Origin of the sequence: Flavobacterium sp. Sd200 (assembly GCF_009826935.1) — a bacterium.
Taxonomy (GTDB): domain Bacteria; phylum Bacteroidota; class Bacteroidia; order Flavobacteriales; family Flavobacteriaceae; genus Flavobacterium.
This window is the reverse complement of record NZ_WUMN01000001.1, coordinates 27,888-46,079: the sequence shown is the minus strand read 5'-3', so window position 1 is coordinate 46,079 and position 18,192 is coordinate 27,888. Positions and strand designations below refer to the sequence as shown.

General features: G+C 44.0%; 10 protein-coding genes. 8 read left to right on the top strand and 2 right to left on the bottom strand.

Annotation, left to right across the window (positions count from 1 at the left end; translation table 11 throughout):
• Nucleotides 1-71: 71 nt before the first annotated feature.
• Together GR160_RS00200 and GR160_RS00195 are read right to left on the bottom strand one after the other, a co-directional pair.
• Nucleotides 72-1,706, bottom strand: coding sequence for a glycoside hydrolase family 32 protein (locus tag GR160_RS00200; protein ID WP_160747832.1), 1,635 nt, complete (start codon nucleotides 1,704-1,706; stop codon nucleotides 72-74).
• Nucleotides 1,707-1,793: 87 nt separating this feature from the next.
• Complete coding sequence (locus tag GR160_RS00195) at nucleotides 1,794-2,987, bottom strand: T9SS type A sorting domain-containing protein (protein ID WP_116787906.1); 1,194 nt, start codon at nucleotides 2,985-2,987, stop codon at nucleotides 1,794-1,796.
• A gap of 511 nt (nucleotides 2,988-3,498) precedes the next feature.
• Between GR160_RS00195 and GR160_RS00190 the strand changes: the two genes are divergently transcribed.
• The 8 genes from GR160_RS00190 to GR160_RS00155 all read left to right on the top strand — a co-directional run bounded on the left by GR160_RS00190 (nucleotide 3,499) and on the right by GR160_RS00155 (nucleotide 18,113).
• Complete coding sequence (locus tag GR160_RS00190; RefSeq protein ID WP_160747831.1) at nucleotides 3,499-6,267, top strand: substrate-binding domain-containing protein; 2,769 nt, start codon at nucleotides 3,499-3,501, stop codon at nucleotides 6,265-6,267.
• A 234-nt stretch (nucleotides 6,268-6,501) separates the two neighbouring features.
• The gene (locus GR160_RS00185; protein WP_160747830.1) at nucleotides 6,502-7,869 is read left to right on the top strand and encodes a sugar porter family MFS transporter; all 1,368 of its coding nucleotides are present in this window, start codon (nucleotides 6,502-6,504) and stop codon (nucleotides 7,867-7,869) included.
• Nucleotides 7,832-9,400 carry a glycoside hydrolase family 32 protein gene (locus tag GR160_RS00180; protein WP_160747829.1) on the top strand — a complete coding sequence of 523 codons (1,569 nt, stop codon included), beginning with the start codon at nucleotides 7,832-7,834 and terminating at the stop codon, nucleotides 9,398-9,400. Before GR160_RS00185 ends, GR160_RS00180 begins: the two co-directional genes overlap by 38 nt.
• 29 nt (nucleotides 9,401-9,429) lie before the next feature.
• Nucleotides 9,430-12,528, top strand: coding sequence for a TonB-dependent receptor (locus GR160_RS00175; protein WP_160747828.1), 3,099 nt, complete (start codon nucleotides 9,430-9,432; stop codon nucleotides 12,526-12,528).
• Nucleotides 12,529-12,538: 10 nt separating this feature from the next.
• Nucleotides 12,539-14,233 (top strand): RagB/SusD family nutrient uptake outer membrane protein, encoded by a 1,695-nt coding sequence (locus GR160_RS00170; RefSeq protein ID WP_160747827.1) that lies wholly within the window; start codon nucleotides 12,539-12,541, stop codon nucleotides 14,231-14,233.
• 18 nt (nucleotides 14,234-14,251) lie between these two features.
• A complete protein-coding gene (locus GR160_RS00165) occupies nucleotides 14,252-15,637 on the top strand; it encodes a DUF4960 domain-containing protein (protein ID WP_160747826.1) in 1,386 nt (461 codons plus the stop codon).
• 7 nt (nucleotides 15,638-15,644) lie between these two features.
• Nucleotides 15,645-17,195, top strand: coding sequence for a glycoside hydrolase family 32 protein (locus tag GR160_RS00160; protein WP_160747825.1), 1,551 nt, complete (start codon nucleotides 15,645-15,647; stop codon nucleotides 17,193-17,195).
• Between the two features lie 15 nt (nucleotides 17,196-17,210).
• A complete protein-coding gene (locus tag GR160_RS00155) occupies nucleotides 17,211-18,113 on the top strand; it encodes a carbohydrate kinase (RefSeq protein ID WP_160747824.1) in 903 nt (300 codons plus the stop codon).
• Nucleotides 18,114-18,192 lie beyond the last annotated feature (79 nt).

Genomic DNA, 18,192 nt, shown 5'->3' with positions numbered 1-18,192 from the left:
TGTTTTATCATAATATTAATCCTAGCGCAAATTAGGCGCCGTATTATGAATAAAGAAAGTTCCCACGGATATTAAGGCTTGGTTACTTTAATATTTATAAAGGACACTGTGCTGTTGTCTGCAAAGATACCCCAATTGGTATTACTTGCTTTATAAAGCCTGCTGCTTAAAGCTACTTCATTGTTAATGTAGGCAACCAGCATGGAGTTTTCAATAACAACCTGCACCTCATACGCTGTATTGGGTTGCAACGATATGGGAACATCATTATACGCAACTGTGGTTGCGGTCAGCGATGAGCGATTCGTTTTATCAAGGCTAAAACGGTTTTGTGAAGGTACAAAACGAAGGCTATAAAAATCTTCATAACCGTCACAGGCCCCTATCATAAAACCAAAGTCCTTATTACAACTGCTGTACGACACCGTCGCACTTATTTTGTAACGTGCAAGGTCAATTGGGTCATAAATAATGTTTGTTACATCAAGTGCTGCCGGGCTCGACAATTGATATGAGAGTCCGCCACCCAACGCAGTTACGTTGCCCCACTGGCTACTTTGTATCGGGATATGGCTATTGGTGTCCATTTTGTTCTTCAGGGTATGCGGTATAGCAACAGCCAGATCGCCATTCGCCTTTTGATAAATCTTATGCACAGCCAGGTTACCACCCCAGCTCCACGAACCGGAATCTGTGTGGCCGGAAAGTATATTCGTCCATCCAAAAATATACCGGTCAGTACCATCAGATGCAGTTTTAGCAGCATAAAGCCCCTTACCCTCAAAGCGGTCCGGGCCGGCCGGTAGGCTCCACGGACCATTAGTAGAGCTGCTTTTACGGTAGTAGACATACTTACTGTTAATATCGGAAAAAAGCAGGTAATATGTGCTACCCAACTTAAAAATTTCCGGAGTTTCCATCATAAAGAAATTGTCATTTCCCCCATCATATAGCACACCTGAATAGCTCCAGGCAGTAAGGTTAGAAGAAGTATATTTTACAATTACGCCTTTCCAGGTTCCGCCAACGTTTTTGCGGGCGGATACCAACATGATATAAGAAGCAGAACCAGTATCGTAAAAAACATACGGATCCCGGAAATTATCGTTTTCATCAAATCCCTGTCCTGTAGGTGGATATATTGTAACAAATGAAGCATTTGGGGTAAAATTAGCATTCGGGCTACTCGACGTTGACAGCATGATCCCCTCTTTTTTTGTAACACAGGCAGATGGATAATTAGGGTTATGCCCCGTATAGAAAGCATAATAGTTACTTCCATTTTTAATAATGTTACCAGTGCCCAAAGCATAATTTTGTTTGCAGGCATCGCTACTACAGCTCAAAATCTCCCCTGCCGAAAGCTGGGAGTACGTATAAAAATCTGTTGTTTTAAAACCATACCAGGGATGCCGTTTATGGGTAGCATCATTCCAAATGTCTTTAAGGTAGTAAATATAAAAATTGCCGTCGGCTGCATTATAGTAAGGCATTACATCACCAATCCGTGTACCGTCCGATACCATCCGGTAAATACTGTAGTCAGTTTGTTCTGCCTGTGGCGTACAATTCAACGCAGCGGTTTTAAGGGCACGGGGCACAGGGATAACCTCTTCCATAACAGCTCCTTCGCTACAGCCAAGTAGCATGGACAATGTGGTAATGCCTATCATAAAGGCCTTACAGCGTGTATAATTACGTTTCATATAAATAAGGGTTTGGTTATAAGCACAAAAAAGACCTGCACCCTTTATGGTACAGGCCTGTAAAAAACTATCAAAAAAGCGGCTTCATTACTTTTTGATGAATTGAAGGTTATACAACGCAGCCGGTGTGGCTACCTTTGCAAAGTATACCCCTGGGGCAAAACCGGAAATATCCATCGCCATATCTGGATTTACTGCCTCAAAGCTCAAGATATTTCTGCCATCTATGTCGTAGAAAGCGACCGAAAATGTATTGGTTGAGTTAAAAGAAAAGTTTATAGCATCTGATGCAGGATTGGGATAAAGCGAAATAGCTAAAGCGTGAACGTTTTCGGTTCCTGCCACCACTTCTTCAAAACTGTAGGCCAATGTGGTTAGGTTGAAGGTAATGTTGTAGACACCAGCCTGGCAGGGGATGTCAACGCCATTTTGATTAAAGATACCGGTTCCCGAGGGCCAGCCTGTACCGCCCCAGTTATCAGGCCACTGGTCATCAAGCCTGAATTTTAATCCCCCGTCAGTAAGGGTTATATTTTCTAAAGTATAAACCACCCCGTCCGTAGTCTGCATGTCGATGTCCGGTCCATCCCAACCTGCCGTGGTGGCATTCCCAAGTATACCTACCGAAGGAAAAATCTGCACAAAGTCATATTCAAGTGTAGTCCGGTTAAAGGTTACATCATAGCTTCCCTCAATTGCCTGTATATCTACCCCATCCTGGTTAAAAATACCAGTGCCAGAAGGCCAGCCGTCACCTCCCCAGTTATTAGGCCAGTCATTATCCTGGCGGAATTTAAGTCCTGCTGTGGTAAGGGAGAGGTTATGGTAAGAGTAGGTAACACCATCCGTGGTATCGAATAATATATCGCCATCGACACTGCCCCAGTCTACAGAAGTTGCAGCGCCACGCACGCCGATTACCGGAAATTTATATACAAAATCATATGCTTTGGTTTCCAGGTTAAAACTGATGTCATAAACCCCTACCTGTACAGGAATGTCCATCCCTCCCTGATCCTGAACCCCAATCCCACTGGGCCAGTCGGTACTTCCCCAGTTTAGTGGCCAGCTGTTATCCTGGCGGAATTTAAGCCCACCGGTGTACAAAGGCATGTTGCCTAAAGTATAATGGATCCCATCGGTAGTGCTCATGGCAATATCGGGCTGCGTACCGCTCCATCCTAATGTAGTGGCTGTACCCAATATACCCACTGAAGGAAACTGTGCCTTGGCAATAGATGCCAACATTATTGCAAAAAATAAAAGTAATTTTTTCATCATTAAAGTGATTTGAATTTAAAGATTAATATATATGCCCAAATGGATGTTAGGTTAAAAGAGTATTGAGCAAGAAGTCAATATCATACATTGGTGGTGCGTACTTCGACACCAAGGCTAGTCAGTAAGTAAAAGTGATGAACAGCCATAATAAAGAATATTAGCTGTTTTCCTTGTCCAGTTAAAAACTAAATGCAATGTAGGATGAGAATCCTGGTAGTATGATTTGTTTTTTTTACAAAAACTTCGTTTTTAAGACCAAGGTCAGTGGCTAATTTTAAAAAACTAACTATCAGCCATTTATGAATAATATATAATTTTCGAAATCGAAATAGTTACTATTATGTAACAGCAATATATACGAATGTTACATCCGATGAAAAACGTTATAGTATAAATTCAAATAAAATCTATTTAAATACAACAAGTCAACTTTAAATTTAGAATTTGAGAAAAAAATACGTGTATTTTTGTATTACTAGCTATTTTTCCTTTATCTAATTTTATATTTCTTATGCCCAATTTATATCTGACATTCCGGCAATGCTTTAAAGCAATAATTCTTGTGCTCTTCTCCGGGCTTTTAATGCTTACTGCCGCCTGTACCAAAAAGGCTGAGGATAAAAAAATACGGATAGGTTTTTCACAGGCAATGACCACAGATGAATGGCGCAGGCAAATGAACCAGTCGATGATTGTGGAAGCCTCGCTTCATCCTGAATCCGAACTGACGATAAAAGATGCCCAAAACAGTGTAGCGCAACAAATTTCGGATATTGAAAAACTGATATCCGACAAAGTGGACATATTACTTGTATCACCTATTGAAGCACAACCACTGGATGCAGTTATAAAAAAGGCGCTTAATAGTGGCATACCTGTAATAGCTATAGACCGTAAAACTGATAATGAGGATTTTACAGCCTTTATTGGCGCTGATAATATAGAGGTGGGGCGTAATGCTGCTAAATACATATTGGCTAATACTACCGGTAATGTAAATATTGTAGAGGTAACCGGTGCACATGCTTCTTCACCCGCTTATGAGCGCAGCCTTGGTTTCACGCAAATGACAGATCTGAACCCAAGGCTGAAAATAATCCAAAAGATTAGTGGCGATTGGGAGCTGCCCTCTGCAAAAAGCCATCTAAAACAACTGTTAAAAAAACAGAAAGAGATTGATTACATTTTCTCGCACAACGACCGTATGGCGCTCGGCGCCTGGGAAGCTGCCAAGGAAATGGGCATGGAAAAAAAGATTAAAATTATTGGGGTTGATGCCCTTAATACGCCAAACGGCGGCATTGAATTGGTAAAAAGTGGTGCCTTGGCTGCTACCATCTTATATCCTAACGGCGGTAACGAAGCCATAAAATTGGCCATTAACATATACAACCGCGAGCCTTTTGCAAAAAATAATATCCTCAATACGATTGTGGTAGACCGCAACAATGCGGAAATCATCGAAAACCAAATGGATAAGGTAGACCAACAGCAAAAAGTTATAGAAGGCCAGCTTAATGCAATAAAGGTCCAGGAGGAAGAATTCAGCTCCCAGAAACACTTGGTCCGTTTACTGTCTTTTTTCCTGATAACCATATTGGCGTTGGCCTTATATAGTGTTTACAGTACTATTTCGCTAAAAAAGAAGAAACAACAGCTTGAAGGGTTTAACCAAACCGTAACGCGGCAGAAAAATGAGCTCGAAACAATGGCAGAGGAAGCCCGTAGGAATAATGAGGCAAAATTCAGCTTTTTTACCGGGCTAAGTCATGAGTTTAAAACACCTTTAACGCTTATTATCAGCTATACTGAATCACTCATTGAAAATGAAAAGATTAAAGGTACCAAACTTATGGAAGAAATGAAACTCATTTACACCAACTCTAACCGGCTGTTGCGGCTTATCAATCAGTTGCTTGACTTCAGGAAAATTGAGGAACGTAAATTTACCCTGCTCGCATCACGTACAAATATCTATGATTTCACTTTAGCGCTTATGGCGAATTTCAAAGCGGAGGCAGTACGTCGCAACATAGAATTTATTGTAGCCTGCGACAACAGGGGAACTGATGTTTTCATTGACCGTGGCCTGATGGACAAAGTGTACTTTAATTTACTTTCAAATGCCTTTAAGTTCACCCCTGACAACGGTAAAATTAAAATTGTTATCAAAGAAACTGCTTCCCATGTAAAAATTGTGTTCCGGGACTCCGGCATTGGCATACCCGAACCGGAATTGCCACAGGTGTTTAACCCATTCTTTAAAGCTTCTAACAATACAAAAAACAGTTCCGGGATAGGGCTAAACATTGCCCGGGAATTTGTTACACTGCATAAGGGAGAACTCGAAGTAAAATCCCTACATGGTACAGAGTTCATCCTGTTATTACAAAAAGGCACTAACCATCTGCTGGCTAAAGAGATTAACCGGCAGGATGAGGATGTAAAAGCCGGACTCCTTAAAATTCAGGACTTTCTTATATCTGAAACGGAACTAACCACGTCTATGCAAAAGCGCACTAATGACGAAAGATACAGCCTTCTTATTATTGAAGACCATCCTGACCTGGTTAATTTTCTCGGAAATAAACTGGGTGCGGATTACAATGTAACAACGAGCGATGGCACCGATGCTGTTTCCTCTGCGCTTCAAAACATCCCCGATATTATTATCTGCGATATTAACCTGAAAGGCACGGATGGATTTGAAATAAGCCGCATGTTAAAAAAAGACCTGCGCACCTCCCACATCCCTGTGTTGATGCTTACCGCCTTGAGCAATAAAGAATCACTGCTGAAAGGGTTGCAGGCCGGTGTAGATGCCTACCTTACCAAACCTTTTAGCCTCTCAGTATTGCAGCGCAGCCTTGAAAGCCTCTTATTCAATCGTGAAAAGTTACGCTATTATTACACCAATAATATTTATAAAGTAAACCCGGAGACCAGGTTCGGAAACCAGGAACAGGATTTTATAGCGAAGATGAACACTATAATCGCTGAAAACCTGGAAGACCCGAAATTTTCGGTAGAGGAACTTGCAGAAAAAATGCTGGTGTCGCGGGTACAACTGTACCGTAAAGTAAAAGCAATTTTAGGTATTAATATCAGCGACCACATAAGTAATATCAAATTGGAGCGCGCATCCGAAATGCTAAAAGGCGGGAATATGAACGTGAGTGAAGTTGCTTATGCCTTGGGATATTCGTCACCTAATTACTTTTCGACTGCGTTCAAAAACAAATACGGCATAACACCTAAAGATTTCAAAATAACAGGATAATCAGACACCATATAAAACAAAAAGCAAGTAACATTTTTGATTTTTATGAAACAATTTAATACCTAAAACGATATAGAAGAAAAGGTTTTCGCTAAATTAAAAACTTATTTTTCAGTATTTTACACTCGAATTAAAAATATTTTCAAGTCAGCGTTACATCATTGTAACATCAACAAAAATACACATTAGGATTTCCTACTACTTTAGCCATCAGATTAATTAAATTTTCAACCAATGAACAAAATTATTATCTGGTCGGTTATTGCTGCTCTGGCAGGTTTTCTTTTCGGTTTCGATACAGTCGTGATCTCCGGCGCCGATCAGCAATTACAAAAGTTATGGCATTCATCTGATGCCTTCCATGGATCTGTTGTTATGGGCATGGCTTTATGGGGAACCGTAGTGGGAGCGATTTTTGGTGGCATCCCCACCAATGCCATCGGGCGTAAAAACACGCTGCTGTGGATTGGTGTATTATATTTTATATCTGCTATAGGCTCAGCCATGGCAAACGACCCTTATGTATTTGCACTATTCCGTTTCATTGGTGGCCTCGGTGTAGGTGCTTCTACCATTGCCGCGCCTGCTTATGTATCTGAAATTGCCCCGGCAGAAAAAAGGGGCCGCCTTGTAGCTTTGTACCAGTTTAACATTGTACTGGGTATCCTTATTGCATTTGTATCGAATTATTTCCTGAAAGATATCGGTGAGAATGCATGGCGCTGGATGTTGGGGATACAGGCGATACCGGCCGCTATCTATACAGGGCTCATGCTTACCGTTCCTAAAAGCCCACGTTGGTTACTCTCTAAGTTCAGGTATGAAGAAGCACGTAAGGTATTGGTATTAATAGATCCTAAAGCAAACATAGAAGCCCTGATGCTGGAACAAAACCAGGAAAACGACGCGGCAAATGAAACGCTGTTTTCTAAAAAATACCGTTTTCCGGTAGTACTTGCATTCCTTATCGCATTCTTCAACCAATTCTCGGGCATCAATGCATTTTTATACTATGCCCCCCGTATTTTTAAAGAAGCCGGCCTGGGCGACAGCACCGCGCTTTTAAGCAGCATAGGCATTGGTATTATTAACCTTGTGTTTACCTTAATCGGTGTAGCCCTCATAGACAAATTTGGACGCAGGCTGCTTATGTACATCGGCTCAGTGGGATATATTATCTCACTGGGATTAGTAGCAGCAGCCTTTTATTTTGGCTGGGGCGGCATGGCGGTACCGGGTTTCCTGTTCCTCTTTATAGCCGCGCACGCTATTGGACAGGGTGCCGTGATATGGGTATTTATTTCTGAAATTTTCCCTAACCATATACGCGCCTCCGGGCAGGCATTCGGCAGTTCGGTGCATTGGGTGCTTGCGGCAATAATTCCCTCTTTGGTACCGGTACTTTTTACGACTATAGGGCCTGCGATAGTATTCCTGATATTTACTGTAATGATGGTATTCCAGCTGCTGTTTGTAATGTTCCTTATGCCGGAAACAAAAGGAAAATCACTTGAAGAGCTTAGCGGGGAACTAACCAATGATAAAAAACGACAAATTCAAAAAAATGAATACGAAAAAACTTCTGCTCTGCGGGCTGACTAGCCTGTGCCTTACGGGCAACATAACCGCACAACAGGCTAATAATGAAGAAACCAGTTACAGGCCTAACTTTCATTTTACGCCAAAGAACAACTGGATGAACGACCCTAACGGCCTTTTTTATGCCGATGGCGTTTACCACCTGTATTTTCAGTACTGGCCGTATGGCAATACCTGGGGGCCTATGCACTGGGGGCATGCTACCAGTAAAGACCTTGTAAAATGGGAAGAGCAGCCCATAGCTCTTTACCCTGACCGTTTTGGTTACATCTTTTCTGGTAGTGCCGCTTATGATGCCCAAAATACCAGCGGGTTTGGAGAGGGCGGCAAAGCACCGGCAATAGCCATTTTCACCTACCACGACCCGGTAAAGGAAAAAGCAGGCCAGATTGATGTGGAATCCCAAGGGCTTGCCTACTCGCTTGATAATGGGCAAACCTGGATAAAATACGATCAGGAAAACCCTGTAATCAAAAATCCCGGCATACGTGATTTTCGCGATCCCAAGGTAAACCGTGACTGGATAAACAACCGCTGGATACTGGTGCTGGCAGCACAGGACAGGGCCCAGTTTTATGCCTCTGATAACCTTAAGGACTGGAAATACCTTTCGGATTTCGGTGTAGGTATTGGTGCACATGGCGGTGTGTGGGAATGCCCCGACTTTTTTCCGTTAAAAGTAAAAGGCAGCGAAGAAGTAAAATGGGTATTGGTACAGAGCCTGAACCCTGGCGGTGCCAATGGTGGCAGCGGAACACAATATTTCATCGGCGATTTTGACGGTATAAACTTTACCCTCGATAAAGCTTTCATCCAAAAACTTGAAAAAGACAAAGCGGTGTGGCTGGACTTTGGGCGCGACAACTATGCCGGGGTAACCTGGGCTGGCACTCCGGGTGAGCAATACAAACGCTACCTTATAGGATGGATGACAAACTGGGATTATGCCAATCTAGTACCCACTCAAACCTGGCGTGGTGCAAACACCGTAGTAAGGCAACTTGAATTAGTGAAAGATGCCAATGGCTACAGGCTGAATACGGTACCTGTAAAGAACCTCCGGAATTATATTGCCAAAACCGATATACAGAAAAAGATTTCGGTAAAACAAAATGCAGTATTAGTACACGAAGGTAAAACCGACCTTACACAAGCTGATATCAGCCTAAGCCTGAAGGGGCTGAAAAAAGAAACGTACACATTGGTACTTTCTAATGCCAATGGCGACGAGCTCCACTTTGGTCTTGACAATACTAATGGAGAACTTTTTATTGACCGTTCCAAATCAAGCAATGCGACAAGTTTCCACAAGTTTACAGCTGCTGTGTCGAAAGCGAAATTGTCCGGTACGCAAAAGCAGGTAAAACTCAGGTTCCTTCTTGATAAAACGTCCATAGAGCTATTCTACAATGATGGCGAAATTGCCCTTACCGAAATATTTTATACCAAAAGCCCTTTTACCTCCCTTAGTATTGAGGGCGGGCAAAAGTTTGATGTCGAAAACTTTACGGTCAACCAGCTTAATTTTAACTAAATACCTAACCTTAATAACCAAACTGAAGTATGAAATTTAAAATTATCTTTTTTTTGTGCCTCCTTTTACCTTTGCTGGCCTCAGCACAGGACATAGAAGTAAAAGGAACGGTACTTTCAGGGGAAGATAACCTTCCGCTGCCGGGTGCCTCGGTACTCATAACCGGCACCACTATTTCAACAGTTACCGATATCGACGGTAACTTTACCCTTACCAACGTTCCGGCTTCAGGCCAGCTTATTATCAGTTTTATGGGCTTTCAATCGCAAACGATTGCAGCCGCCCCGCAAATCAACATTACCCTGAAACCGGACCAAACGGAACTGGAAACTGTAGTGGTTACTGGCTACTCCAGCCAGAAAAAAGCTGACATTACCGGGGCTGTGGCGGTTGTAGATATGGAAGAAGCCTCTAAGCAAAAACAACCCAACGTAGTGCAATCGCTACAGGGCCGTGTGCCAGGTGTACGCGTAAGTACTGATGGCTCTCCAAGCGGTGGGAATACCGGTATTGTTATCCGGGGTGTGGGTACATTAAACAACACTTCCCCACTGTTAGTTATTGACGGCGTACCCACAAAATCGGGCATGCATGAACTAAACCCTAACGACATCGAAACCATACAGGTACTGAAAGATGCTGCTTCGGCCAGTATATATGGCTCGCGCGCCAGTAACGGTGTGATCATCATCACTACCAAAAAAGGCAAAAACGGCCGTATGCGTATCAATTTTGACCATTACACCTCTTTCTCTTCGTATGCACGCAGAACCAAAGTACTGAATGCTGAGCAATACGGCCAGGCATTATGGCAGGCTAATGTAAACGACGGTATCGACTCTAACAACAACAACCTCAGCTACCAGTTTGATTGGGGCGTAGTAGATGGACGCCCTACATTAAATAATGTATTGGTACCGGAATATCTTGATGCCGCGCAGACCATAAAGTCATCAAACACTGATTGGTACGATGCCATTTCACGCACGGGTATTGCGCAAAACTATGACCTTTCGGTATCCAATGGATCGGATAAAGGAAGCTATCTTTTTTCACTGGATTATTATAATAATGAGGGTATTGTAAGGACTACGGAGTTCACTAGGATATCAGCCCGTATGAATAGCTCGTACAAATACTTCGACGGAAGGCTAACTATTGGTGAAAATTTTAACATGACCCGTACCAAGGAAGTAACTGACCCAGGTGTGCTGGATCCGGCACTTAGGGCATTACCACTTATTCCGGTACATACTGTAGACGGTGAGGGCTGGGGCGGCCCTGTAGGTGGCATGAACGACCGCCAAAACCCGGTACGCCTTTTAGAATACAACAAAGACAACCCTTATAAATACCTGCGCCTGTTTGGTAACGCGTATGCCGACCTTGAAGTAATTAAAAACCTGCATGTTAAAACCAGTTTTGGTATTGATTATGGCTATTATAATAAGCGGACACTACAACGCAGCTACCGTTCGGGTTACCTGCAAAACGACCAGACCTCGGTAACCATAGACCAGACAGTAAGCGATAAATGGACATGGAGTAATACCGCCACCTACAATTTTGAAATTGGCAAGAACCACATCAACCTGCTTGCCGGTACCGAAATGTATAGCGACACCTATGACAACACCACCTTAAGAAAAAACGATTTTATAATAGAGACGCCTGATTATATGTACCCGGATGCCGGTACAGGCGAATCGTTTACAAGTGGTACTTCTACGCGCTACAAGCTCCTTTCTTACTTTGGCAAAATAGATTATGATTACGATGGGCGCTACCTGGCCTCTGCTACCGTACGGCGAGACGGTTCATCGAGGTTCGGGAAAAACAACCGTTTCGGTACATTCCCTGCTGTTTCTGCCGGATGGCGCATCAGCGAGGAGAGCTTCCTAAAAAATATTGAAAACACGCCCGTATCCGACCTGAAACTGCGTGCCAGCTGGGGGCAAACCGGTAACCAGGAAATAAGCAATACGGCTGTCTACTCCCTGTTCCTTGCCAACTATGCCGGCGGAAGCCCTACATGGGCTACTTCTTACGGTACAGCCTATGATATTAACGGGAATAACAATGGTCTTTTGCCGTCAGGCTATATTGCCACACAGACTGGCAATGATGACCTGAAATGGGAAACGACGACACAAACCGACATAGGCCTTGACTTTGGCTTTTTCGAACAAAAATTAAGCGGTTCGGTAGATTATTACGTTAAGAAAACCGAGGACATCCTTGTACTGCCTCCTTATCTCGGTGCAATTGGCGAAGGCGGAAACCGTTGGGTAAACGGGGCCAGTATGGAAAACCGGGGCTGGGAGGCAATACTTACCTACCGCAACGAGACTTCCGGAGGGTTTAAGTATGAAATTACCGGTAACTTTTCTGCCAACAAAAACAAAATTACAAAGTTGCCTGCCGAAGTACGCAACAGCTACGGTGGTGATGGTTTAGATGACAACATATTGGGCAGGCCAATAAATTCGATGTATGGTTACGTGGCAGACGGCCTGTTCCGCACACAGGATGAAGTGGACGTACATGCCGACCAGCCTGGTAAAGGATTGGGACGCATCCGTTATAAAGACCTGAACGGTGATGGCGTAGTAGATACTAATGACCGCACCTGGATAGGAAACCCGAACCCCGGATTCCAGTACGGTATAAATGTCGCACTAAGCTACAAGAACTTTGACTTTACTACCTTTTGGGATGGTATAGGCAATGTAGATGTAATCAACAGCAAAAAATACCAAACGGATTTCTGGAGTGTAGACGATGTGGGCTCTAACAAAGGTACACGCCTGCTCAACGCCTGGAGCGTAGACAACCCGAACTCCTCTATACCGGCGCTTACTACCGTTGACCGCAATGCAGAAAGCCGCTTCAGCACGTATTATGTGGAAAATGGCAGCTACCTGAAACTGCGCGTACTGCAACTGGGATATACCTTGCCGAAATCACTCTCGGAAAAATACAGCCTCGAGAATTTCAGGATCTATATAAGCGGCCAAAACTTACTGATTATTGACAGCAAAAAGTTTACCGGTGTAGACCCCGAAAGCCCGGCTTTCGGCTATCCGCTACCTATGACTTTTACTGTAGGGCTTAACGTTTCACTTTAAAAAAAAGACCATGAAAAAGACCATATATATTGCAGGCCTGCTCGGCCTGATGCTTACTGCTTCGTGTAGTGATTTTCTCGACAATGACCCGCGTGGGGTATTGGACGAAGAGCAACTTGTAACCCCTGAAAATGTAGACGGCTTTATTACAGCGGCCTATTCGGCACTGGGTAACGACCACTACGATACCCCCTTCAGCCTTTGGCCTTACGGCAATGTGCGCAGTGACGATGCTTATAAAGGTGGCAGCGGTACAAACGACATACAGGATTTCCACTTTTTTGAAATATCAAATAACATCCGCCCTGATTTTGGCGAACTGGATGCGCTTTGGTACCAGCACTATGTTGGGGTTTCAAGGTGTAATAAGGCACTTAGGGCTTTGGAACAACTTAACGAAGCTGAATATCCATTAAAACAGCAACGCATTGGTGAAATGAAATTTATCCGTGGGCATTTCTATTTCATGCTGAAGATACTCTACCGCAATGTGCCTTATATCACAGAAGGTATTCCGGTAGAAAACTATGGGCAGATCAGTAATACAGCATTGAACAATGAGGAACTCTGGGAAGCCATAGCGCAAAACTTTGAAGACGCTGCGGATTTGCTGCCCGATAGCCAGACCCAGGTGGGCAGGGCCGATAAAGCTGCCGCATATGCCTACCTTGCCAAGGTACGCCTGTACCAGGCCTATACACAGGACGACAACTATAACGTAACCGGCGTTAACCAAGAACACATGCAGCAGGTACTGGAAGCTACAAGCCATGTAATAGGTACGGCAAGCCTGGAGCCTGATTTTGCCAACAACTTCCTGCCAGGCCAATATGAAAACGGCCCGGAAAGTGTTTTTTCCATACAGTTTAGCGAAGACGACGGTACGTTATATGGCAGGCTGAACTATGGCGATGTATTGAGCCTGCCTCAGGGATTGGGCTGCTGTGACTTCCATAAGCCCAGCCAAAACCTTGTAAATGCCTATAAAACGGCAGCCAATGGTATCCCTATGTTTGATACCTATAATGATGCTGACCTTGACTACCATGCCCTGAACGATTATACGGTAGATCCACGCCTGTACCACACTGTTGCCCTGCCGGGATTGCCGTGGAAGTATGACCCTGAAACTACGTATGTGGAGGCGTGGGTACGCAGCCCGAGTACCTATGGCTACACTGCTTCATTAAAAGAAAACGTCCCTGTTGGTTGTGGTTGTACGGTAAACATAGACCCTTTTTATGGCAATGCCAAGAACAGGATACAAATCCGTTATGCCGATGTGCTGCTTATGAGGGCAGAAGCACTTATTGAAACCGGCCAGCAGGATGAAGCGTTGGGGCTTATAAATGAGGTGCGCAACCGCGCGGCAAACAGTACGGGGCTAATATCTGGATATGCCACAAATACCAATATAAGCCCTTACATTAACGGCCAGAACTGTACTTGGACACAGGACTTTGCCCGCAAGGCTTTACGCTGGGAACGCCGCCTGGAGTTTGCCATGGAAGGCAGCCGCTTCTTTGACCTGGTGCGCTGGGGCGTGGCAGACGAAGTAATGAATGCTTATTATGCTGAAGAAAAGACCAAACGCGCTTATTACAACGATGCATTCTTTGACCGTAATAGGGAAGAGTATTGCCCCATACCTTTGGCACAGATTAACTTTAGCCAGGGTGTGTACCACCAAAACCCGGGTTATTAATTCTTAACTGTTAATATTATGAAAACAATATATAAAACCAGTTTGGTAGCAGGAATCCTGCTGCTTTTTGTAACACTGTTTTCCTGCGAAGACAGTTTTGATAATACAGGGTTTAATACCAACGCAGCCGTGAGCATTACATCATTTAGCATTGCAGGAACTGAAGGTGACATTAACCATGGTACAGGAGTTGTAAATGTGATAGTACCTTATGGTACTGATATTACAAGCCAGGTAGCTACTATAGGCCTGCCTGACGGAGCCGATATCAATGTAGATTTCAGCCAGGCCATGAATTTTACACAGCCCATAAGCTTTAGGGTGGTAAACGGGAATCTCTACAAAGATTATACTGTAAACGTATCAGTTGCTTCGCCTATTATCAGCTTTAAGATTAACGATATTGCGGCAAGCATAAACAATACCTCCCATACCATATTGCTTACCCTGCCTTCCGGTACAGACCTCACGGCACTACAACCCCTAATAGAACTGAGTGAAGGTGTAAGCATATCGCCAGCTTCAGGCAGCACAATCGATTTTACAAACCCTGTAATATTTACAGTAAATACGGCCACAAGCTCTGTAGACTATACTGCTACGGTAAGCGTACCTGTGGAAGGCCTTACCGTTGCATTCCTGGGGACTGCAGCAACGCGCGAAGAGATAAGCAATATGGATGAGAAAACCGCGTGTGATTGGCTCTTTGACAATTACCAGGGTGCACAGTACCTGTCTTTCGCCCAGATTAACTCAGGTGCTGATATCAGTGGAATTGATGTTATATGGTGGCACTATGACAGCGCACAAAACCTGCCTTCTATTGCTTTAAACCCTGCTGTAACCACAGCCCTGCAAACGTACAAGGCTAATGGAGGCAACCTGCTGCTTACCACTTTTGCCAGCCAATATGTAGATGCCCTGGGTATCGTACCACCGGGTAAAGGGCCAAACAATGTGTTTGGTGACTTCCCTCCGAATGGAGGCGTAGATACCAACTCTTGGGGTATCACCTTTGCGGGACACGAAGGCCACCCTATCTTCCAGAACCTGGAAACCTTTGAAGGGAATAAGGCAAATTTGTTACAAAATGGCACTTTCAGGCTTAACCATACCGCCTGGTGGTTTTTACCAGAATGGGGAGGTTATGGCGATGGTGCCGGCTGGAGGAACCAAACGGGCGGTATAAACCTCGCCAGCGAGCCTTGGGATACCGGCCTTAACGGGCGTGTGGTCATTGCTGAATGGGGCGACACCGACAAAAATGTAGTAGTAATCTCATTGGGTGCCTATGACTGGTATAACGAACCTGATGCTAATGGTAATCCAAGCCAGGCGAATGGTTATATAAATAATATCCAAACCCTTACACTTAACAGCATTAATTACCTCATTAATAATTAACACGGCTATGAAATTTAAATATATATACTTCTTGCCTGCATTTGTTATGGCGCTAACCTCGTGCAATGATGACGATACCTACATCGGGGGGTCTGTAATGGGCGGGGAAACAGCCATCAGCAGCATATACCCCACACCACCCTCACAATGGATGGGGAGTGGTGATCCTTACTTTAGCGCAGGCTACACCGGAGACCCAATGCCGTTTTATGAAGATGGTACGTTCCATGTGTATTTTCTGCATGATGCTATAAACAAACCGGCGGGTAAGGGCTTTCACGATATACACGAATATTCTACTACAGACCTGGCGCATTTTGACTATAAAGGCCAGATGGTGCCCTATGGCAGCCAGGACGAACCCGACTTTGGCGTGGGTACAGGATCTGTTATAAAAGTAGGTGGCACGTATTATTTTTACTATACCGGACATAATGATATCGCAGCTTTCCGTGCCAATAACCCACGCGAAAGTGTGCTGTTAGCCACCAGTACCGATCGGATACACTGGACGAAGCAAACATCTTTCAAGATAACGGCTCCGGCAGGTTATTATGATTATGACTTCCGTGACCCCCATGTATTCCTGAACCCTGATGATGGCAAATACTGGATGCTGGTAAGCACCCAAACCGATCCGACACGGAAGGCTGTACTGCTTAAATTTACATCGGATAACCCGGCAAGCGGTAACTGGACACCCGCGGGGTCTTTCTATACCACTGCACCAGAAGACAATTACCTGATGATGGAATGTGCCGACATATTTAAAATGGGTAGCTATTGGTACCTGACTTTCAGCGAAAACTGGAGCATTAGCAAAGGAACCCACTACCGTATGGCTACTTCTATAAACGGCCCCTGGATAAAACCGGCAAACGATATGCTTGACGGCGAATATTTTTATGCTGCAAAAACTGCTTCAGATGGGAACAAGCGCTATGCTTTTGGATGGACAGCCCGTAAAGCGCCTGAAAATGATACGGGAGGTAAAGAATGGGCAGGCAACCTTGTAGTACATGAAATCATCCAGAATGCTGACGGTACACTTGGCCTGAAAGCTCCGGATGCCGTAAGCCAGCTCTTTACGCAATCATCTGCTGTTGCCCTACAAAACACATCCGGTAACGTAACACAGGGTAATAATACATTTAACTTAAATGCTGCAAGCGATGACGCCGTAGCAACGTTTGCCCCGGTAGGTAAAAAAATAAAAGCTTCGGCACAAATTACCCTGAATAATACTTCAGGTTCGGCAGGTTTTTTCTTTAATGTGAGCAGCAGTGCATATTATAGAATTGTATTCGAGCCGCAGCAAAACCGTATAGCAGCTTATAACAGCAACGGAGATGAAGTTACACGCGTACCTTTTAACATTCAGGCTGGCACGGCTTACAACCTTACGGTTATAGCGGATGGCAGTATTTGCGAAGTTTATGCAGACGGAAAAACGGTATTAAGTAACCGTATTTACGGCCGCGACCAACAGATCTGGGGACTTATAGCCACTGATGGTGCAGCTGCCACTTTTAATGGATTGGAAATTAAAAAACCATAACCTAAATTAAGATTGATGAGCAATAATAGAAAAATAAAAGCAGTATCTTTTGGAGAGGTACTTTGGGACGTATTTGCTGACGGGAAAAAAATTGGCGGGGCTCCCCTTAACCTGGCCTTAAGGATGCAAAGCCTGGGCTGTGAAGCCGCAATGGTAAGTGCAATTGGAAAAGATACTGATGGTGAAGAGATTATCAGTTATGTACAAGAAAAGGGCTTGGATACTACAGGCATTGTAACAGTTGAAGGTTATCCTACCGGGCTGGTACAGGTCTACGTGAACGAGCGTGGCAGTGCCAGTTATGAAATCAGCTATCCATCAGCTTGGGATAAAATCGTACTTACGCCGAATGTCTTTAATTTGGTACGGGAAGCTGATGTGATGATTTACGGAAGCCTTGCCTGCCGTGACGCAGTGTCGAAAGAAAGTTTATTGAAGCTGTTGGAAATAGACGGCTATAAAGTTTTTGATGTGAATCTCAGGCCCCCACACTACGAAATTGATACCCTTTTAGAATTGATGAAAAAAGCTGATTTCATTAAGTTCAACGACGAAGAGCTAATTGAAATTGCAGGTAAACTTGGTTCTCACGATAACCTTTTGGAAGATAATATGGAGTTTATCGCGAAAAAAACAGGCTCCAAAGCGATTTGTGTTACTAAGGGTAAGCATGGCGCGATACTATTGTGGGATGACCAGTTGTACAGCAATAGTGGTTACGTAGTAAAAGTGGTTGACACCGTTGGTGCCGGCGATTCATTCCTGGCGACGCTGATAATGAAACTTCTTGTTAAGGAAACGCCCCAGAAAGCATTGGATGATGCTTGTGCTATGGGAGCTTTGGTAGCGGCCGCGACCGGGGCAAATCCAGACATTAGTACTGGACAAATTGAAGAGTTGACTATAAGTGTAAGTTAATTTGGGTTATATAGGGAAAGTTTGGGTTTTCTCTAAAAGCTGCTCCCTAAAAAGAGCAGCTTTTTCATTTCCCGTATTA